This window comes from Oleiphilus sp. HI0128, from assembly GCF_001635365.1.
In genome coordinates, this window is sequence record NZ_LWGG01001339.1 from 1 (window position 1) to 22,066 (window position 22,066).

Sequence of the window (22,066 nt, forward strand, 5' to 3'; positions counted from 1 at the left end):
GCATCGGCGGTGGCGGCGGTAAAGGCCAACGCATACTCTCCAGCCCTTCAAGCTTTAAAGGCAGCATCGAAGAGCGCTTAAGCCAAGCAGCAGATGAAGCACCTTCTCTAGTACTTGAGATCCTCAACGAGGTAAAAGCGACAGGCCAAGGCGACAACAAGAATATTCTTGTCGAGTTGAATATCGAAACCACTCGTCACCAGGAAATCCAGGTGATCGGTAATGGTGAATGGGCACTGGCTTTGGGCGGTCGTGATTGCTCTTTGCAGATGCACGAGCAAAAGCTGCTTGAAATATCGGTTACGACCGAAGATTTACAGCATGCGCTTACAGAGTCGTTGCATCGCGGTAGTGAAGCCGAATCTAAAATCCTTAGCCAGGAGATCAAAACCCTTCAGGCGATGGAAAAAGAATCCGAAGTATTTGGTCAGGCTGTAGGTTTGGACAACGTATCCACCTTCGAGTGTATCGTTGACCGCGACAAACACTTCTTTATGGAAATGAACACCCGAATTCAGGTTGAACACCGCGTTACAGAGCTCTGTTATAGCCTGAAATTCGTCAACCCCGACAACGCTGATGACAGTTTTACGGTGCACTCATTGGTCGAGGCCATGGTATTACTCGCTGCACACGGCAAGCGCTTACCCAAGCCCGAGCGCGTATTGCGTCATAATGCTTCGGTTGAAGCCCGCCTTAATGCAACTAACCAAGCTTTGGCACCCCATGCAGGTGGTTTGATTGAACATTGGTCAGATTCGCTTGATGGCGAAATTCGTGACGACCAGGGCATCAGTCTTCACAACCCTGATACAGATGTATTCATGTCCTATCACTTGGCCGGTGCTTACGATAGTAATATCGCCCTACTCCTGACTGTTGGCAACAATCGTCTGGAAAGCTTTGAACAAATGTCTGAAGTACTTCGCCGCACTAAGCTGGAAGGTAAGGATCTAGGCACCAACCTTGAATTCCATTACGGCTTGGTCAACTGGATAATGGGCAACAATATTCATGCGAAACCAACAACCCAGTTTATCGTTCCCTATCTAACGGCTGTAGGCGCGTTAAAAAAACAGGCACAGCAATACGACCTGAACCAGGTTTATGCTGAAGTCTGCCAAGCAAATATTGCTAGCCTTAAATCCAAGGACGACAAGACTGCAATGCAAAGCGTATTGCAACGCAAGCACCTATTGCTTACACGTCCGGTTGAGCACTTAATGCTTGAACCACACTTGTTATCCGGCTGGTTGGCCATGCATCAAACTCACTTCTCGGTTGATAAGAAGGGCAAGGTCTCCTGGATAGAAAACCCGATTAAAGTCCTGGATGAAACTTATCACTTCCTTAACATGGACTTTCACCCGGGAAACAAACGAGAGAACCCAGCGGCCACCATGATCTGGGATCATGACCAGGAAATCCTCAGCGATGCACTTTCCTTCTATAGCACACTTGAAGAAAAACTGGATATTTGCAACTTCAACGACTTAGACAAAGCCCTAAAAGCTGCCAAGCACAGCGATTTTGATACAGCGACCTGGGCCGCAATCAAAGCTGCCCACGCAGGCTATCAAGCTGGCTGCAGAGTACTACTATTACTGCCATACATAGCCGCCAAGACAGGTTTCTTCGAACTGAAAGTCGCTGATGACCTGAGCTTAGTCATTCCTGAGAACTTAACCAATAAAGATTATCAGGAAGCGATGGCGAAGGTCCTAGTACCACCACCTGTCGCGAAAAGTGATGAGATTCTCGCCAGCTCAGGCGGTATGTTCTATTCGCGCGAAGCGCCTGATATGCCTCCCTTTATTGAGGAAGGCCAGCACTTTGAGACGGGAGATCCGCTCTATATCGTTGAAGTCATGAAGATGTTCAATAAAATAGCTGCGCCGTTCTCTGGCACCATTGCTAAAGTGCTGCTTGAAGACGATGGCACCATTATTAAGAAGGGTCAGCCACTGTTCAAAATTGTTCCTGATGAAGAAATCGTTATTGAAACAGACGAGCAGATAAAAGACAGACAAACCAAAGCTTGCACTGAGTTTTTGGCGAATATTTAGGAGAATAAACAATGATTACAGGCTTAGACCACATTGCGATAGCAGTGCCAGATTTACAGAAAGCCATAGAGCGCTTTGCGGAAGACTTCGGCTTGAACCTTAAAGGCCAGGAAGATGTACCTGAAGCAAAAACCAGTGCTGCGTTTTTAGACGTTGAGAAAACCAGTATTGAATTGATTCACCCACTTAACGGTGAAGGCCCTGTGCAGAAATACTTGGAAAAGAAAGGCGGTGGCATTCACCACCTTTGTTTCCGCAGCGACGATATCGAAGCGGATGTTGAGCGTTTGAAGGCAAAGGGTTATCAATTCCTTTCCGATGCACCTTCACCTGGTGCGCACAATTGTAAAGTGATCTTCATCCACCCAAAAAGTGCCGACGGCATTTTAATAGAGCTTAACCAACCCATGGATCAGTAAGCACTTACATAAGCATAACAATAGAGCAGCTATTACTTAACGAGAAATACTATGTCTGATAAAAAGCCTGATTTAGCCGCACAACTCGAGCAATGGGAAGCGCTTGCGACCAAACAAATGAAAGGGGTCAGTCCGGATGAAATGACCTGGCAGACGCCAGAAGGTATTCCCGTTAAGGTGCTCTATACCGAGGAAGATACAAAAGACCTGCCTCACACCCAGACACTTCCCGGTATGGCTCCCTTTGTACGTGGCCCAATGGCAACGATGTACGCCGGCCGCCCCTGGACCATCCGCCAATACGCAGGATTTTCCACCGCAGAAGAGTCAAATGCTTTCTATCGCAAAAACCTGGCTGCCGGTGCACAAGGCGTATCAGTTGCCTTTGATTTAGCGACTCACCGAGGTTACGACTCAGACCACCCACGCGTAACGGGTGATGTAGGTAAAGCAGGTGTGGCGATTGATTCAGTCGAAGATATGAAAATTCTTTTCGACGGCATTCCGCTTGATAAAGTATCGGTATCCATGACCATGAACGGCGCAGTCTTGCCAATCCTGGCTAGCTACATCGTTGCAGCAGAAGAGCAAGGCGTTTCACAAGAACAGCTTTCAGGCACGATTCAGAATGACATTCTGAAAGAGTTTATGGTGCGCAATACCTATATCTACCCACCAAAACCATCCATGAGGATTATTGGCGATATTATCGGCTACACCTCCGAGAACATGCCTCGCTTTAACAGCATTTCAATCTCCGGCTACCATATTCAGGAAGCCGGTGCTGATGCAGCGCTGGAACTAGCCTACACACTTAGCGATGGCAGAGAGTATGTTAGAACTGCACTGAAAGCTGGTTTGGACGTCGATGCCTTTGCGCCTCGCCTTTCCTTCTTCTGGGGCATTGGCATGAACTTCTATATGGAGATCGCCAAGCTCAGAGCCGGTCGCTTGTTATGGCATAAGATTATGGATGAGTTCGGACCTAAGAACCCCAAATCTTCTATGCTTCGAACCCACTCGCAAACATCAGGCTGGTCTTTGACCGAGCAAGACCCTTACAACAATGTGATTCGTACCACCATCGAGGCGATGGCTGCGGTATTTGGTGGCACTCAGTCACTGCACACCAATGCTCTGGACGAAGCGGTTGCACTACCAACAGAATTCTCTGCCCGTATTGCGCGAAATACTCAGATCATCCTTCAAGAAGAAACAGGTATTCCTCAGGTTGCAGACCCTTGGGGGGGCTCCTACATGATGGAAAGTCTCACGCAGCAGATTGCTGATCGAGCTTGGGAATTAATTGAAGAAATCGAGGAAAAAGGTGGAATGGCAAGTGCCATAGAACATGGCATTCCAAAAATGCGAATTGAAGAAAGTGCCGCGAAAAAACAAGCACGCATTGATCGCGGTGAAGATGTCATTGTTGGTGTCAATAAATACCAGCTCGATCATGAAGATGACCTGGATATACTTGAAGTAGACAATGTGGCTGTACGCGAGTCACAAATCAAGCGCTTGGAATCGATTCGTACAAATCGAGATTCTGATGCGGTTAAAGCAGCGCTTACAGCCTTGACTGAGGCAGCGAAAACAGGTGAAGGCAATTTGCTAGAATTGAGCGTAAATGCTGCTCGCTTACGCGCGACTGTTGGCGAAATTTCTGATGCTCTGGAAGAAATATACGGACGTTTTCAGGCGGAATCTCGCACTATTAGCGGCGTTTACGGCGCCTCCTATGAGGGCGATGAAGACTGGCAAGCAATACAGTCTGATATTGAAGCCTTTGAGAAAGCCCAAGGTCGGCGCCCAAGAATGCTGGTCTGTAAAATGGGCCAAGACGGCCATGACAGGGGTGCTAAAATTATTGCCACCTCATTTGCCGATGCGGGCTTTGATATCGACCTATCCCCTATGTTTTCAACCCCTGAAGAAGTCGCCAAGCAAGCCGTCGAAAATGACGTGCATGCCGTCGGTGTCAGCTCACAAGCTGCAGGACACAAGACACTAGTTCCTGAGCTCATTCAGGCGCTCAAAAATCAAGGCGCGGACGACATTATCGTTATTGCCGGGGGAGTGATCCCTAAACAAGACTACGACACACTCTATCAGGCAGGAGTTAAAGGAATCTTCGGGCCTGGTACAAAAGTGCCTTATAGTGTTCGCCAAGTGCTAACGGCGATCAATGAGTCTGCCTAGCTTCCTGGTATGAATATCGATCTTGAGCAACTCAAAAAAGGCCAGCGCCGAGCACTAGCCAAAGCTATTACCTTGGTCGAGAGCAAGCGCGACCAAGACAGAGCGGCTGCTCAACAAGTCTTGAATGAGCTATTGTCAGATACCGGAAATAGCCTTCGTATAGGAATCAGTGGCGTACCGGGGGTGGGAAAGTCTACCTTCATCGAAGCCTTTGGTCGCCATCTGATCGCTAATGGAAAAAAGGTAGCTGTACTCGCTGTCGACCCCAGCTCTCCTCTACGTGGAGGAAGTATCCTTGGCGATAAAACCCGCATGGAAAAACTTGCCCGTGAAGACAATGCCTTTATTCGCCCCAGCCCTTCTGAAGGCGCGCTAGGTGGCGTCGCGCTTAGAACCCGTGAGACAATGCTCCTATGCGAAGCCGCCGGCTACGATGTAATACTCGTAGAGACCGTTGGTGTAGGCCAATCCGAGTATGAAGTCGCCTCGATGGTCGATTTCTTTCTCGTATTGATGCTTCCTAACGCTGGAGATGACTTACAAGGCATCAAACGAGGCATTATGGAGCTGGCGGATGCCTTAGTCGTTAACAAAAGTGATGGTCCTAACCAAGGCTTGGCTCAGCAAACCAAAAACCACTACAGTAATGCCTTTCACCTCTTACAGCACGATGGTTTTTGGAAACCTCAAATTCTCACCTGCTCATCTCTTGAGAACACCGGAATTGAGACTGTATGGGACATGATTCTGGACTACCAGGAACAAGGCAAAAGCCACTCCAATGAAGAAGGCCTTAATCTATTTGAGGATAAACGCGCCCGACAAAATAGAGAATGGTTGAACACCTTGGTAAAAGATATGTTGGAACAGGAGCTTAAAAGTCACCCTCCAGTTCAATCAGCACTACCTAAGCTCCGCTCAGCTGTGCAGGAAAATAGTGTAACCCCCTACTCTGCAGCACATCAAATCATTCAGTTATTTCTCAACAAACAAGACCCGTCTTGACTATTTACCGCCCCTTAGCGAGGACCCTATTGCTATCAGCCTGAGCTAATCACGACAGGCAAGGGTTCGAATATATCTGCCAACGCTAAACTAAAAAAGCCCGATTAAGTAACCGGGCTTGATAACAAACTAAGCTAAATATTATGCTGTTGTTTTCTTGATAATCGCAAGCAAATCGTCCTTTAGCTTAAGGCGCTCTTTCTTACACTTTTCAAGGTACTCGTCAGAGGTGTTTTCTGCACCAGTCTCAATTCTGTGTACTTCATGATCCTTATCATGATACTCATCAAATAAACGAGCAAAGTGATTATCACTCATCTTGAGGTTATGAATAGTCTCTTTATGCTCTGGCAACTCATGAACTAGATCGTGCTTTTCTAACATAGATATATATCTCCTTAGAGGGATTGTTTTTTATCATCTTTTCATAACTCCACTTTATATGAGCCTTAGTCCAAACGAGATGATCTAGGTCAAACAATTAGGTATCTTGAAAATCTTTCTATTGTCAGCCTAGATCAGGCCTAAACGTGAGTTTTCTATACATCAGGTAAAGACTTGTAAGCAAGTCGTGAAATCTAGTCAAATCCGCCTATACCCATTACTCAAACCTAAGAACAGCCTATACACTGAAGTCATTGTTTATGAATAGTTCTTCCAAAAAGCATAAGCACTATGGAAAGACTAAAACCAAATCAGGAAAGAATATGCTAAAAAGAATCATTGCTGTCAGCAGCCTGCTGTTTGCTGCGTCAAGCGTCAATGCAGGCCTCATTAACCCGACCGGCAATGCCGACGGGCTAAACTTTAGCTGGTCGCAACAAGAGTCTGATCAGCTTCAAACGTTTGATGAACAACAGGGCGTTGCGATAGCTCATCAACAGGTTCAAGTTGACTACTTGCTTGGGAGTAACCTGTTCGTTGGTGATACCTTAAGAGGTCAGCAAACTGGCAAAAATTCACCTTACCTAAGTGCAGGCAGTTACAGTTCTCACCTGATTCACTTTGACCCACTAGGCACCTCGAGCGGTAAAGAGACCAAGCAATTAATTGAGTTTGATAGTGACATTGTTGCGATCATCCTCAACGGTAAAAAACTCAATGCGTCGGACAATATATTTGGTGGTACGGGGGCCAATTACGAGACATCAACTTCTCGAAAGTGGGAAAGTAACGATTTTCTAACATTTACTAGCTCCCAGTCGATACTGGTTGATCGCGCAACGGTAGGTCGCTACTGGATTGATGATGCGCGCATCATTACCCAAAGCGTATCAGAACCCTCTTCTATTGCCTTGCTTGGCCTAGGTCTTCTTGGCTTAGTGGGTATTCGTCGCAAGAAAATCTAAGTCTCCTCATCGCAATCATTACCCTGCTTCGAACGATTTAGTCAATTAGTCTGGAGCAGGGATTGCCAAGCCTGCCTTTTTTAGCTAACGTCTAGCCCATTCAGATCGACCCCGTTTTTACTAATTAAGGCTATTTGTATGGCACAGTACGTATTCACCATGAATCGCGTGGGAAAAGTTGTCCCACCTAAGAAAGAAATCCTCAAAGATATCTCCCTTTCATTTTTCCCTGGCGCCAAAATTGGTGTATTGGGTCTTAATGGTGCGGGTAAATCAACACTACTAAGAATTATGGCGGGCGTTGATAAAGACTATATTGGTGAAGCCCGCCCTCAGCCGGGTATCAATATTGGCTACCTCGCTCAGGAGCCTGAACTTAACGAAGAAGCAACGGTCAGAGACAACGTTGAAGAAGGCGTGAGTGAGATTAAAAATGCGTTAACTCGCCTAGATCAAGTTTATGCAGAGTACGCTGAAGAAGGTGCAGATTTCGATGCTCTAGCCGCAGAACAAGCCAAGCTAGAAGCAATCATTGAAACCGGTGATGGTCATAATCTGGAAAGAACACTGGAAGTCGCTGCTGATGCCTTAAGACTGCCACCATGGGATGCTGAAGTTAAACATTTATCAGGTGGTGAAAAGCGTCGTGTCGCTCTTTGCCGTCTATTACTTTCTAAGCCGGACATGCTGCTTCTTGATGAACCGACCAACCACCTTGATGCAGAAAGTGTCGCGTGGTTGGAACGTTTCTTACATGACTACCCTGGAACCGTCGTCGCCATCACCCACGATCGTTACTTCCTTGATAATGTTGCAGGTTGGATACTGGAGCTCGATAGAGGCCATGGCATTCCATTTGAAGGTAACTATTCTCAGTGGCTTGAAAATAAAGAGAAACGTTTAGAGCATGAGCAAAAGCAAGAAGATGCTCGCCAAAAGAGTATTAAATCTGAGCTAGAGTGGGTTCGCAGCAACCAAAAAGGGCGACATGCCAAGAGCAAGGCGCGTCTTAAGCGCTTTGAAGAGCTTAACTCTTCCGACCTACAGAAACGCAACGAGACCATGGAAATTTACATTCCACCAGGGCCACGCCTGGGTGATGTTGTTATCGAGCTCGATGGTGTCAGTAAGCAATACAAAGACAAGCTGCTATTCAAAGATTTGAGCTTTAGTGTTCCACCCGGAAGCATTGTCGGTGTAATTGGTGGTAACGGTGCAGGTAAATCTTCACTATTCAAGCTGCTAGCAGACGTAGAGCAACCCGACTCAGGCACTATTCGTTTGGGTGATACTGTTAAGCTGGCTTTCGTTGAACAAACGCGTGACCTGGACAATTCCAAGACGGTATGGGAAGAAGTCAGTGACGGTAACGATATGATCACTATCGGCAATTACCAAACACCATCTCGTGCTTATGTCAGTCGTTTCAACTTCCGTGGTAATGACCAGCAAAAGAAAGTGAATGAGCTGTCTGGTGGCGAGCGTAACCGTCTACATTTAGCCAACGTGCTTAAGCAAGGTGCGAACGTTCTACTACTCGATGAGCCAACCAACGATCTTGACGTAGAAACACTACGAGCACTGGAAGAAGCCGTCTTGGCATTCCCTGGTTGCGCAATAGTGATTTCGCACGACCGTTGGTTCCTCGATAGAATTGCAACGCATATATTGGCTTATGAAGGCGATAGTGAAGTGGTCTGGTTTGAAGGCAATTACACTGAATACGAAGAAGACTTCAAAGCTCGTAAAGGTGAACAAGCCAAGACACCTACTCGTGTCAACTATAAGAAGCTTGCCTAAGAGCCAAGGCTGCCAAACTAGCTGAAAGCCTGAAACAGCAGTTCTTTTGAGCGATTTGTTCTCAAAAGGACTGCCTAAGCTTGCAGTTACCTGATATAGCACTTATATTCTAATGAATGACTATAATAATTAATCCTCTCTGTTATCCTTCAAACTGGTTTGCAGAACAGAGTTGCCGGAGGCCAAATGAGCGAAGAGACAAAACAAGACGAGCGCCGTCATTTTAGCCGAATTCTATTTAATGCCGATTGCACCTTGCGTCAGGATGACCTTGAATGGTCTACCGAAGTCCTTGATATTTCCTTGCGCGGAATTCTGGTTCACCGGCCTGACCACTTCAGCCTGGATGTTGATACGCCTTGCGAAGCGACCATCAGACTATCAGGTAGCGAAAGCCATATTATTATGTCACTCACCTTTTCCCACGAGGAAAACAATACCTTAGGTTTTAAATGCCAGCACATTGATATCGACAGCATGACCCACCTTAAGCGTTTAGTAGAGCTTAATGTTGGTAGCGACGATATTTTAATGCGTGAACTGGAACTTCTCACAGTCATTTAAATTAAGCTCTGCTCAAGTTTCCTCTCTATTTAAGCCTCAATAACTAGGAATTTCCTAAGTTCCTACTAAACTAATTAGTCATAGTAAACGCTTGTTTTCTTTAATTGACGTATAACTGCAACAAGGCACTCATGGGATCAGGACAACAAAAGCATATTGAAAGTGATCGCATGCTCAAGGCCATCACTGACCAAAGCTCTGAAGGCATTACAGTTGCCGACACTGAGGGTAATTACGTATTTGTTAACCCTGCTTTTTGTAAGATGAGCGGCTACAGCAAAGATGAGCTGCTAGGCATGACGGTGTTTGATATAAAGGCACCCGAACAAGATCACCGCTCTTTCGAAAGAACCAAAACCACTGAAGAAGGGCTAACCGTTGAAGTTTTGCTTCAACGTAAAGACGGAAGCACTTATCACTCAGAAGTGATTGGAAAGAATATTGATATTGACGGCAAAGCCCTGGTACTCGGGATAGTTCGCGATATCAGCCAGGAAGTAAAAACCGGACAAAAAATTCGTACCCTCTCCCAAGCCGTCGAGCAGAGCCCTGTGTCGGTCATGATCATCGCCACCAATGGGAGCATAAAGTATGTAAATCAGGCATTTGAAACGACCTCCGGCTACCCTCTTAGTGAGGTTGAAGGAAAGAAGTTTTTCAGCCTAATGCCTGACCACGCAAAAAAAGATACCTACGCAGCACTCTTCGAAGCGCTTGAAAAAGAACATAGCTGGGAAGGCGAAGTACAAATTCGTAAAAAGAATGGCGAGACCTTTTGGGAATATGGGCACATCTCTCCAGTAAAGGATGAGTATGGGAAAGTGATTCACTATCTTGCCGTCAAGGAAGATATCTCGACACGCAAAGCACAAGAAGAAAAAATATTTCACCAAGCGCATTTTGACTCGCTGACTGACCTGCCCAATCGACTTTTATCTTTGGATAGGCTCACCCACATCATTGGTGAAGCCCAACGTCAAAACAACAAAGTTGCCTTACTGTTCGTTGATCTAGACGATTTTAAAAAGGTTAATGACTCCCTTGGCCATGACATGGGTGACGAAGTATTGATGGTTGCTGCAGAGCGCCTATCAGAAGTACTTCGAACGGGCGATACAGTTGGCCGCTTGGGAGGCGATGAATTCATCTTAATTTTGGGCGGCCTAGATGACGAGAAGTCTGCGCAAAAAACTGCTGAGCGCATATTAGAACAATTCAGAAGCTCGTTTGATATTGAAGGTCGTAAACTGATGCTAACTGCCAGCATTGGCATTGCTCTTTTCCCTCATGACGGTGCTACTCCGACCGACTTGCTAAGAAATGCCGACTCAGCCATGTATCACGCTAAGTCTCTCGGGCGAAACGCCTACTCGTTCTACACTGAGGAAATGAACCAACAAGTCGCCCGAAGATTACAGCTTGAAGAACAAATCCATGGTGCCTTAGACCGAAATGAATTCTCGCTCGCCTACCAGCCTCAAGTCGATGTTCAGACTGACAAAATTATTGGAGCCGAAGCACTATTACGCTGGAATAACCAAACCTTAGGACAAGTACCTCCTGATGAGTTTATTCCGATCGCAGAGGAAACCGGGTTGATCATTCCTATTGGTCAATTTGTATTGCACCAGGCGCTATCTCAAGCATCAAAGTGGCAAAAGCAATACCAAGCAGACTTTCGCATGGCGGTTAACCTGTCGCCACGGCAGTTTCGAGATCCAGACCTGATATCTCAAGTCGAAAGAATTATTCAGGACCATCAAGTTGCCAGACATACACTTGAGTTTGAAATTACCGAGGGCGTTCTAATGAATAACCAGCAGTTCGTAAAAGATGCGCTAAGAGCCCTCAACCATCTTGATGTCCGAATATCGATGGATGACTTTGGAACCGGCTATTCCTCACTAAGCTATCTCAGGAACTATCCTTTTGACATGCTTAAAGTCGACCGTAGCTTCGTCAACGACTTAGTCGAAGACCAAGCCGACAAAGAACTAATTAATGCGGCGATTTCTATGGCTCACAGCTTAAACCTTAAGGTCGTCGCTGAAGGGGTCGAGAATCAGGAGCAATACAAGCTGCTCAAAGATCTAAACTGTGACTATGCACAAGGCTATCTGTTTGGTAGACCCATGGCGCCAGACATATTTGCCTGTCATTTAGAAAGTACGCTCGAAGACTAATCTAATAAGCTAAACCAAAGCATGTTAAAACAGAGCATTCAACAAATCAGGTAACTTCTTCACTAGCATAACTTCCATCCCTGCAATATCGTTTCTCGGTTTGTTTCCATAGGGAACAATCGCTCTTTTAAAGCCATGCTTCAGCGCTTCCTGAATTCGTTCCTGACCACTAGGGACTGGACGTATTTCTCCCGACAAACCGACCTCTCCAAAGATCACCATATCTTCAGAAAGTGACACCCCTTTCAAGCTAGAAACAATCGCTGCCAAAGTCGCTAAATCGGTACTCGTTTCCAGTGTCTTTACACCACCTACCAGATTCACAAATACATCCTGGTCGCCACAATGGATCCCACCATGTCGATGCATCACGGCCAGCAACATTGATAAACGGTTCTGATCCATACCCAAGGCGACTCGCTTAGGGTAGTTGCCTTGGCTCTCATCAACCAAAGCCTGTAATTCTACTAGCAACGGGCGCGTACCTTCCCAGAGTATCGTCACGACACTACCTGGCATTATCTCTTCGCCACGGCTTAGGAATATTGCACTCGGGTTCTTCACTTCAACCAAGCCTTTTTCGAGCATAGCAAAGACACCTAACTCATTCACTGCACCAAAACGATTTTTGATTCCTCGCAAAGTGCGATAACGAGTGTCACTGGAGCCTTCGAGCATTATCGAGCAGTCAATCATATGCTCCAAAACCTTAGGCCCGGCAATCGCTCCCTCTTTGGTCACATGACCAACCAGAAATAGCACCATGCCAGTCTGTTTGGCAAGACGGGTCAACCTGGCAGCACATTCTCTTACTTGCGAAACGCTACCTGGAGCCGACTCTATCGCTTCTGTGTGCATTACCTGAATACTGTCAACAACCAGCACTTTTGGCTTATGGACTTGAACCACTTCTTCTATTGATTCGATCCGGGTTTCAGAGAACATATTCAGCACATCAGCTTTGAGACCGAGGCGCTTTGCTCGCAGTGCAACCTGTTGTAAAGACTCTTCACCAGTAATATATAAGCCGTCCCTGCTTGAAGAAAGATGACACATCGTCTGGAGTAGCAAAGTACTTTTCCCGGCACCCGGATGACCTCCAACCAATATAGCAGAACCGGGAACTAAACCTCCCCCCAGCACCCGATCAAACTCACCTATACCGCTACTGAATCTGGGTTGATCTTCGAGGTCAATTGACCCCAAAGCCTTAATCTCGGACTTGGCGCCCGCATAACCCAACGAGGTACTGCTGCTCTTACTTTGCTTTGCTAGCTTTATTTCCTGAATAGTATTCCATTGGCCACAATCCGGACACTGGCCTTGCCATTTAGATAAATCTGACCCGCACTCAGTGCAGACGAATGCGGTTTTGCTCTTTGCCATGCTAAGCCTATTGCTATGAGATCTGATAATTATGCGTGCAAATAGATATGCTCGCTCTACAGGAGGAATATTATAGAGCTAATCGAGGAATTAAGTATATGAAGCCAGAAGGCCATCAATGATATATTGAGCAGTATGAAAGGAACTTTCTACTCTGCTGGAATAAAGTCATCTCGCTGGAAGTCACCTTCCAGAAGTTGCTCCCAGGTCGTTGTAAACGTTTCATCTGGGAAACTGGCTCCAACACGAGAATCATCACCATCATAATCAACACCGATCACCAGTGCACTAGGGTTTGACGTCAGGGTCACTCGCTCCAAACCCTGTCCTAATACCTTAAATATGCCATCAGTTGGATATTCGCCTATCGTGCCATTCAGCTTGCTAAAAGAGTCCATTGCATCAACTTCAACTGTTCCGCCAATCGAATCGGACTCCAAGACTCCTGAAAAACCAATCACATAGGTGCCTCGTGACAAATTCTCAACCTTTTCAGCATCAAAGTCAGTTAATGAAAACTCATTCAGTGAAGCATTCTGCTGTACGGACAAAGAAAAATCGCTATCGACAATGTTAAATGACTCAGTTTCGAGATCTTCTGAAATATTTGATAACTCAATTTCTCCATCTATAGTCGTGGTAATTTCGCCATCTTTAACTGCAAACTCATTGACACTTACATCTAAATGCCGACGATAGTACTGGCAGCGCTCTAGTTCCTGTTCACCTTCAAAAACATGATAAATTTCATCTCCGTCCAACGATGCTAAAGCACCAGCATCGACACCTAAACGCTCATTGATAATCAAGGTTGGCCTATTTTTGGCAACTTCATAAGATGCCCTTAGGGTAGATATTCGCTCACCCGTATCGCTATCGTAGCTGTGCTCATAAACTCGGACTATCGTGTCATCACCAAAGGGGAAAAATCTTACTTCATGGCCTGCTACATATAATGTGTCGTAATCAGGGCCTTCGTTTAGGATATTAAGCCTATCAACACAGTAATCAGTTGAAACCGGCATGAAGGTGTCATTTACCCCACCCATATCACTATATTCCATCGATAAAGCACCAGACACTTCTTGCCCTGTACTCAACTGACAATTGTCAAAGACCAGCTCTACTGTATCACCTTCGCTATAAGCCTGACCCGGCTCCCTAGAACTGTCCCAACTAATGGGGTCCTCAAATACATCTTTAACATAATTTCCGCATATCAAACTTAGATCTTCTGGAAAGTCTGATGCATCTAAATATCGATACAATGGCGAATCCAAGTAAGCTAAAAGAGTCGCTTGAAGCACTTTAAGAGATAAATCTTCGGACATGTCGACTTCGATATCGATGGTTTTGTTATCGATATTAGTTTCGGCATCACTTTGATATATGTCAGGATCCCCAACACTTTTGAAAAAGGCTATATTTTCTAAATTATCGCAAGCCACGATCATTGTAGCGCAGATACAAATTGAAATTGCCTTAGCAAAATAGAGAGAGAGATGCCTCATTACAGTTCCTTGGGAGACCTTAAGGGTTATCTATCGATTGTATTAAAAGAGTCGCACAGGTTAAATAAGAGCCTGCTGCAAATGTGACACGTGTGGGAATTACATGGCATTTTGTGCTAGAAAAAGAAAGGGTGCCACGTTGCACCCTTAATTCTATGCATTAGATAACGATCTTAAGCGTGATACTGAGCACTCAGTTCATGAACCGCATCAACAAAGTAGCCTGCATGTGCTGGATCAACAAATTGATGAATACCATGCCCCAGATTGAATACATGGCCTTCACCTGGACCATAAGATGCCAAAATTCTAGCCACCTCATCCCTAATACCTTTTTCTGAAGCATATAGCACCGACGGATCCATATTCCCCTGCAAAGCAACTTTATCACCTACCAAGGCACGCGCTTTACCGATATCCATCGTCCAGTCAAGACCAAGTGCATCAGCGCCGGTATCAGCCATAGAAGGCAACCATAAACCGCCTCCTTTGGTAAATAGAATCACGGGGACTTTTCGACCATCGTATTCCCGAATTAAGCCAGCTACAATTTTCTTCATATAAGCCAAAGAGAACTGTTGATATGCATGATCACTCAGGTTTCCACCCCAGGTATCGAAGATCTGAACCGCTTGCGCACCCGCTTTTATTTGAGCATTCAGATAATCAATCACAGACAAGGCAATTTTATCCAATAACTGATGCATAATTTCTGGCTGAGAATACATCATCGCTTTGATATGGCGAAAATCTTTAGAGCTTCCACCCTCAACCATATAAGTGGCTAAAGTCCAAGGACTCCCAGAGAAACCAATCAACGGAACACGTCCATTCAACTCTTTACGTATGGTGCTCACTGCATCCGTTACGTAAGTCAAGTCTTTAGAGGTATCAACTATAGGTAGTTTCTCGACATCCTCTGCTGTTCGAACAATCTTCTTGAAACGAGGCCCCTCACCCGTTTCGAAATAAAGACCCAAACCCATTGCGTCCGGAATCGTCAAGATATCAGAAAACAGAATTGCAGCGTCGAGCTTGTAGCGCTCAAGAGGCTGAATTGTGACCTCGCATGCTAGTTCTTTATTCTTACACAGACTCATAAAGTCACCGGCTTGCGCTCTGGTCGCTTTATACTCTGGCAGATAACGCCCAGCTTGACGCATCATCCATACAGGCGTCACATCAACCGGCTTACGCTCTAGCGCTCTCAGAAATCGATCATTCTTTAGCTCTGTCATTCACTGTCTCTTCAATATTAATAATCAAGAAATGTCTGGCAATGTTGTCCAGATACAAAAAAGGCACAGTATTATCAACCGTGCCTTGGATTTAGTCATTGATACTCATCACGTGCAGACTATATATCCAGGTAGTCCATGATGCCTTCAGCTGCCTGGCGGCCTTCCGCAATGGCGGTAACCACCAAGTCAGAACCACGAACCATATCACCACCGGCGAAAATCTTCGGGTTACTCGTCTGATAAGGGTACTCACCCTTCTCTGGCGCGACAACACCGCCCCAGCTATTAACATCTACCTTCACATCGGACAGCCATTCTGGTGGGCTAGGCTGGAAACCAAACGCAATCAATACTGCATCAGCAGGCAGGATTTCTTCACTACCTTCGATAACTTCCGGGCGACGACGACCATTTTCATCAGCGGCACCCAGCTGTGTTTTAACAACCTTCACACCTTCAACTTTATCATCACCTACAATCGCCACTGGTTGACGATTAAACATAAAGCCTACACCTTCTTCCTTGGCATTCTGAACTTCTTTGCGTGAGCCAGGCATATTCTCTTCGTCACGACGGTAAGCACAAACTACACTATCTGCCTGTTGACGAATAGAGGTTCGGTTACAGTCCATCGCAGTATCACCACCACCCAGAACAACCACCTTCTTACCTGCCATGTTAATGAAGTCAGCTTCATCTTTTTCAAAACCCAAACGACGATTAACGTTTGAGATCAAAAATGGCAATGCATCATGAACGCCTGGCAAGTCTTCACCTGGGAAGCCACCTTTCATGTACTTGTATGTTCCCATACCCATAAATACTGCGTCATAGTCATTTAACAAGTCATCAATACTGATATCTTTACCAATTTCGGTATTCAAGCGAAATTCAACGCCCATATCGGTGAAGATTTCTCGACGACGCGACATGACATCCTTTTCTAGCTTGAACTCTGGAATACCAAAGGTAAGCAAACCACCAATCTCAGGATTAAGATCAAAAACAACAGGCTTAACACCGTTACGAACCAGGATATCTGCACAAGCCAAACCGGCAGGGCCCGCGCCAATCACGGCAACCTTCTTGTCTGTTTTAACAACATTGGACATATCCGGGCGCCAACCCATAGCGAAAGCCGTATCAGTAATATACTTCTCCGCCGAGCCAATAGTCACCGCACCAAAACCTGCATTAAGAGTACAAGCACCTTCACACAATCGATCTTGAGGACAAACACGACCACACACTTCAGGCAAAGAGTTTGTCTGGTGACACAGTTCAGCCGCTTCAAGAATATTCCCTTCTGAAACCAGCTTTAGCCAGTTCGGGATATAGTTATGTACCGGGCACTTCCACTCACAGTAAGGGTTACCACACTCAAGACATCGATGAGCCTGTTCAGTCGCGTCATTCTGATCAAATGACTGATAGATCTCACCAAAATCTTCGGTACGACCTTCCATTGGAATTTTCTTTGGGTCAACTCGACCCACATCAACAAACTGAAAGTTGTTATTTAAACGCTTTGCCATATTCTAACCTCTAAACCTTATTCGCAATGAGAGTATTCGATAATTCGAAACACTACTCAGGGCGAGAACGCATGTTGTTAAGCAAGTTATCCAAGCTAGCCGCCTTCGGCTTAACTAACCAGAACTTAGCAATGAAGTCATCGAAGTGCTCAAGGATCTCTTGCCCCCACTTACTAGATGTCTCAGCAACATGCTCCTTAATAACGCCTCGCAAATGATTGCGATAAGGCTCCATTTGTTCAGTTGAAACTCTTTGAATTTCTACCAACTCATGATTGTATTTATCTACAAACGTATTTTCCTGGTCTAGCACATAGGCAAAACCACCTGTCATACCAGCACCAAAGTTATAACCTGTTTGACCTAGAACAGTAATCAAACCGCCAGTCATATATTCACAGCAGTGATCACCTGCGCCTTCAACAACCGCTGAAGCGCCAGAGTTTCGAACTCCAAAACGCTCACCAGCCGTACCCGCTGCAAACAACTTACCGCCAGTAGCGCCGTAAAGACAAGTATTACCAACAATGGATGTTTCCTGGGTTTTGAACTCACTACCTTGAGGGGGTCGAATGGTTAGTTTACCACCAGTCATACCTTTACCAACATAGTCGTTTGCATCGCCTTCAAGGTTCATATTCAAACCACCAGCATTCCAAACACCAAAGCTCTGACCAGCTGTACCCGTCAAATTCAAGTTGATTGGCGCACTCACCATACCTTGATTACCATGACGCTCTGCGATTTCGCCAGAGATTCGTGCACCAACCGAACGATCACAGTTAGTCACTTCGTAATCGAAGGTACCACCCGACTTGGATTCAATTGTTGGAACTAAGTCCTCAACCATTTTTTCGGCCAACAAGGCTTGGTCAAACGGAGCATTACGCTCTACCTTACAGGTATGCGGTTTATCTTCAGGTATTCCCTCAGTCGAAAGAATCGGCGATAGGTCAAGCTTGTTCTGCTTATCAGTAGTACCTGACAAAATGTCTAACAAATCTGTACGACCAACCAGCTCTTCCAAACTACGAACACCTAGCTTAGCCATCCACTCACGCGCTTCTTTCGCAACAAAGCGGAAGAAGTTCATTACCATTTCTACGGTACCGTTGAAGTACTCATCACGAAGTAATTCGTTCTGAGTCGCAACACCCGTCGCACAGTTGTTCAAATGACAAATTCTCAAATAACGACAACCCAAAGCAACCATAGGCGTGGTACCGAAACCAAAACTCTCGGCACCCAGTATCGCCGCTTTAACAACATCCAGACCTGTCTTTAAACCGCCATCGGTTTGCAGACGGACGCTGCCACGCAAGTCATTGCCGCGCAGAGTCTGGTGAGCCTCGCTCAAACCAAGCTCCCAAGGAGAACCCGCATATCGGATAGAGGTTAGCGGACTTGCAGCCGTGCCACCGTCATAACCGGAAACTGTAATCAAATCAGCATAAGCCTTGGCAACACCTGCGGCGATAGTACCAACACCCGGTTCAGATACCAGTTTCACAGAAACCAATGCCTTTGGATTAACTTGCTTCAAATCAAAGATTAGCTGCGCCAAGTCTTCGATAGAATAAATATCGTGATGCGGTGGCGGTGAAATCAAGGTCACACCTGGCACCGAATATCTTAATGTCGCAATCAGGTTATTTACCTTACCACCTGGTAACTGACCACCTTCACCGGGCTTCGCACCTTGGGCAACTTTGATCTGCAAGACATCAGCATTACGCAAGTAGTGTGGCGTTACACCAAATCGGCCTGATGCGATCTGCTTGATCTTGGAACGTTTTTCCGTACCAAATCTCGCTGCATCTTCACCACCCTCGCCAGAGTTAGAGCGGCCACCTAGACGGTTCATTGCAACAGCAAGTGCTTCATGTGCTTCAGGAGACAAAGCTCCCAAAGACATTGCTGCCGAGTCAAAACGAGGGAAGATATTCTCTACCGGCTCTACTTCGTCTAAAGGAATCTCTTTAGCAGAATCACTTAAAGCAAACAAATCCCTTAAGGATGACGCTGGACGTTCATTTACCAAGGTTGCGTACTTCTGGTAAACAGAGTAATCGCCCGACTCAACTGCTTGCTGAATTGTATTGACAACATCCGGGTTAAAGGCGTGATATTCCTGACCGTGAACAAACTTCAGTAAACCACCTGGCTGGATCGATTTACGCGCCTTGAAAGCTTCTTTAGCCAACAGTGCTTGCTCTGATTGCAGGTCTTCAAAATCAGCACCCTGAATTCTACTTGCGACACCTTTAAAGCATAGGTCAACAACATCGTCTGCAAGACCTACTGCTTCAAACAATTGAGCGCCACGGTAAGAAGCAATTGTAGAAATACCCATCTTCGATAAGATCTTCAACAAGCCCTTACCAATACCGCGACGATAATTATTTTTCGCCTCGATTGGGTCCATCAGCATCTCACCCGTACTGATCAGGTCACTCATAACCTGATAAGCCAAGTAAGGGAAGACTGCCGTAGCACCAAAACCAAACAACACCGCGAAGTGATGAGGGTCACGGGCAAAACCAGACTCCACAATAATATTCGAGTCGCAACGTAAGCCCTTCTCAACCAAGTGGTGATGCACTGCACCCGTTGCCATAAAGGCATTTAGTGGTAATAAGCCAGGTTCGATATCTTTATCCGACAAAACAAGCACAACCTTGCCTTGTCTAACAGCTTCTTCTGCTTGCTGGCACACATCAACAATTGCTTGCCTTAAGCCAGTCTCTTCTTTGTACTGAAGGCTAATCAAGGCATGTTCAAAACCATCTTTATCCGAGCTAAAGCAGCTAAACTTCGCAGGTGTCAGTACCGGCGTAGCCAAAATAATTCGCTTCGCATGCTCAGGCGTTTCTTCAAATACGTTCTGCTCTACACCCACACAGGTTTCCAGAGACATAACAATCGCTTCACGCAATGGATCAATCGGTGGGTTAGTCACCTGAGCAAACTTCTGTCTAAAGTAGTCTGAAACTGAACGAACACGAGTCGACAATACTGCCATTGGCGTATCATCACCCATCGAACCTACTGCTTCCTGGCCCGCCTCAGCTAATGGACGCAATACCTGATCTCGTTCCTCGAAAGTCACCTGGAACATCTTCATGTGCGTCTTTAGGGTATCAGCATCCATTGCTTGGAACGCTTCATGATCTTTGTCTAGCGTTGCCTCAATACGAACCGCGTTTTCTTTTAGCCACTTTTTATAAGGGTGAGCAGACTTAAGGCGGCTATCGATATCATCAGTATGTAGCACTTCACCCGTTTCAGTATCAACCGCTAGAATCTGTCCAGGACCAATTCGACCCTTAGCAACAACATCTTCCGGCTTATAGCCATAAGTTCCAATTTCGGATGCAACTGTAATGTAACCATTCTTAGTGATAACCCAACGACTTGGGCGCAAACCGTTTCTATCCAGTAAACAGACGGCGTAACGGCCGTCAGTTAGAACCAGACCAGCCGGTCCATCCCATGGTTCCATATGCATACTGTTATATTCATAGAAAGCACGTAGTTCGCTATCCATGGTGTCAACGTTCTGCCATGCAGGTGGAATCATCATACGAACGGCACGGAATAGGTCTACACCACCTGCCAGAAGTACCTCAAGCATATTATCCATACTGGAAGAATCTGAACCAGTACGATTCACCAAAGGAGATAATTCTCCCAGCTCAGGCAGTTCGTCTGTAGCAAACTTGCTTGTTCTCGCTGTAGACCAGTTTCTATTGCCTTCAATCGTATTAATTTCACCGTTGTGAGCAATACATCTAAATGGCTGGGCTAGTGGCCACTTTGGCATAGTATTAGTGGAGAAACGCTGATGAAAAACACAAATGCTTGTCTCAACATCTGGATTACCCAGATCCAAATAAAAATTCGGCAGGTCAACCGGCATCATCAGCCCTTTATAAGACACGACTTTTTCTGACAAACTACAAACGTAGAATTCTTCATCAGACGCCAAAGCCATTTCAGTCTTACGGCGCGCAACAAAAAGCTTAAGAGACAGTTCACGCTCACTAAGCCCGTCAGCCTGAACAAAGACCTGCTCAATCTGTGGCAAGCAATCCAGAGCCATACGACCCAAGCAATCGTTATTAGTCGGAACCAAGCGCCAACCAACAACGGTAAGACCTTGTGCTTCAAGCTCTGCACTCATCGTTGTTTTAGCTTGCTGCGCTTTCGTAGGGTCCTGTGAAAGGAAAACCATTCCTACGCCGTAAATCTCATTCAGATCGGCGCTAAACTGCTCCTTAACCACCTGCCTGAAGAACGTATCAGGTTTCTGAATCAACAACCCACAGCCATCGCCAGTTTTACCATCTGCTGCGATACCACCGCGGTGAGTCATACATGTAAGTGATTCTATCGCCGTCAATAGTAGATCGTGACTTGCCTGCCCTTCCATCTGGGCAATCAAACCAAATCCACAGTTATCTCTAAACTCTTCCGGGCGAAACAAACCTGCTGCCATAACATTCTCTCTACAAAATATCATTTAAAATCATACAGTTAGAACTAACAAAACTAACAAAACCATATGACTATGAAAATTGGGGTTGGACATTTTACACATCGTGCTTATTCAGTACAAACTTAAAGAAGGCGTATAAGCAGAAAAAACTCGTAGAAAAGCATAAACTATCCTTATATTTCAAATAGATAGCTTCAAAAAACTAATTTAGTTATTGCCTCGGATAAGACTTGAGAATTCCAGCATAACTCCTCAACCAAGGCTGTTGAGAAGTAATAATTTTAGGTGCCACCTTGAGCGCAGCATT

The 22,066-nt window shown here is 45.7% G+C and carries 14 protein-coding genes; 8 read left to right on the forward strand and 6 right to left on the reverse strand.

Going from position 1 to position 22,066, the window contains the following annotated elements; genetic code table 11:
* The 4 genes from A3763_RS22290 to meaB form a co-directional block, all read left to right on the forward strand.
* Positions 1-2,066 (forward strand): biotin/lipoyl-containing protein (locus tag A3763_RS22290; protein WP_068760541.1); only part of this gene is annotated, 2,066 nt, incomplete at its 5' end.
* 11 nt (positions 2,067-2,077) lie between these two features.
* The gene (gene mce, locus A3763_RS22295) at positions 2,078-2,485 is read left to right on the forward strand and encodes a methylmalonyl-CoA epimerase (protein ID WP_068513974.1); all 408 of its coding nucleotides are present in this window, start codon (positions 2,078-2,080) and stop codon (positions 2,483-2,485) included.
* Positions 2,486-2,536: 51 nt separating this feature from the next.
* The gene (scpA, locus tag A3763_RS22300) at positions 2,537-4,687 is read left to right on the forward strand and encodes a methylmalonyl-CoA mutase (RefSeq protein ID WP_068513972.1); all 2,151 of its coding nucleotides are present in this window, start codon (positions 2,537-2,539) and stop codon (positions 4,685-4,687) included.
* 9 nt (positions 4,688-4,696) lie between these two features.
* Entirely contained in the window at positions 4,697-5,692 is a 996-nt protein-coding gene (gene meaB, locus A3763_RS22305; RefSeq protein ID WP_068513969.1) for a methylmalonyl Co-A mutase-associated GTPase MeaB, read from the forward strand.
* A 141-nt stretch (positions 5,693-5,833) separates the two neighbouring features.
* Here the strand turns inward: meaB and A3763_RS22310 are convergent, their stop codons facing one another.
* On the reverse strand, positions 5,834-6,076 hold the full coding sequence (locus A3763_RS22310; RefSeq protein WP_068513965.1) for a YdcH family protein: 243 nt from the start codon (positions 6,074-6,076) through the stop codon (positions 5,834-5,836).
* Positions 6,077-6,399: 323 nt separating this feature from the next.
* Between A3763_RS22310 and A3763_RS22315 the strand changes: the two genes are divergently transcribed.
* The 4 genes from A3763_RS22315 to A3763_RS22330 all read left to right on the forward strand — a co-directional run bounded on the left by A3763_RS22315 (position 6,400) and on the right by A3763_RS22330 (position 11,588).
* Entirely contained in the window at positions 6,400-7,041 is a 642-nt protein-coding gene (locus tag A3763_RS22315; protein ID WP_068760543.1) for a PEP-CTERM sorting domain-containing protein, read from the forward strand.
* A gap of 138 nt (positions 7,042-7,179) precedes the next feature.
* The gene (gene ettA / locus A3763_RS22320; RefSeq protein WP_068513959.1) at positions 7,180-8,841 is read left to right on the forward strand and encodes an energy-dependent translational throttle protein EttA; all 1,662 of its coding nucleotides are present in this window, start codon (positions 7,180-7,182) and stop codon (positions 8,839-8,841) included.
* Positions 8,842-9,027: 186 nt separating this feature from the next.
* On the forward strand, positions 9,028-9,405 hold the full coding sequence (locus A3763_RS22325) for a PilZ domain-containing protein (protein ID WP_068513956.1): 378 nt from the start codon (positions 9,028-9,030) through the stop codon (positions 9,403-9,405).
* A 131-nt stretch (positions 9,406-9,536) separates the two neighbouring features.
* The gene (locus A3763_RS22330; RefSeq protein WP_068513955.1) at positions 9,537-11,588 is read left to right on the forward strand and encodes an EAL domain-containing protein; all 2,052 of its coding nucleotides are present in this window, start codon (positions 9,537-9,539) and stop codon (positions 11,586-11,588) included.
* Between the two features lie 24 nt (positions 11,589-11,612).
* Here the strand turns inward: A3763_RS22330 and radA are convergent, their stop codons facing one another.
* The 5 genes from radA to gltB all read right to left on the reverse strand — a co-directional run bounded on the left by radA (position 11,613) and on the right by gltB (position 21,759).
* Positions 11,613-12,974 carry a DNA repair protein RadA gene (radA, locus tag A3763_RS22335; protein ID WP_068513952.1) on the reverse strand — a complete coding sequence of 454 codons (1,362 nt, stop codon included), beginning with the start codon at positions 12,972-12,974 and terminating at the stop codon, positions 11,613-11,615.
* Positions 12,975-13,123: 149 nt separating this feature from the next.
* Entirely contained in the window at positions 13,124-14,485 is a 1,362-nt protein-coding gene (locus tag A3763_RS22340; RefSeq protein WP_156495262.1) for a hypothetical protein, read from the reverse strand.
* Positions 14,486-14,658: 173 nt separating this feature from the next.
* Entirely contained in the window at positions 14,659-15,723 is a 1,065-nt protein-coding gene (gene hemE, locus A3763_RS22345; protein ID WP_068513946.1) for a uroporphyrinogen decarboxylase, read from the reverse strand.
* Positions 15,724-15,842: 119 nt separating this feature from the next.
* Positions 15,843-17,261 carry an FAD-dependent oxidoreductase gene (locus tag A3763_RS22350; RefSeq protein WP_068634367.1) on the reverse strand — a complete coding sequence of 473 codons (1,419 nt, stop codon included), beginning with the start codon at positions 17,259-17,261 and terminating at the stop codon, positions 15,843-15,845.
* Positions 17,262-17,313: 52 nt separating this feature from the next.
* On the reverse strand, positions 17,314-21,759 hold the full coding sequence (gene gltB, locus A3763_RS22355) for a glutamate synthase large subunit (protein WP_068506603.1): 4,446 nt from the start codon (positions 21,757-21,759) through the stop codon (positions 17,314-17,316).
* Positions 21,760-22,066: the final 307 nt, after the last annotated feature.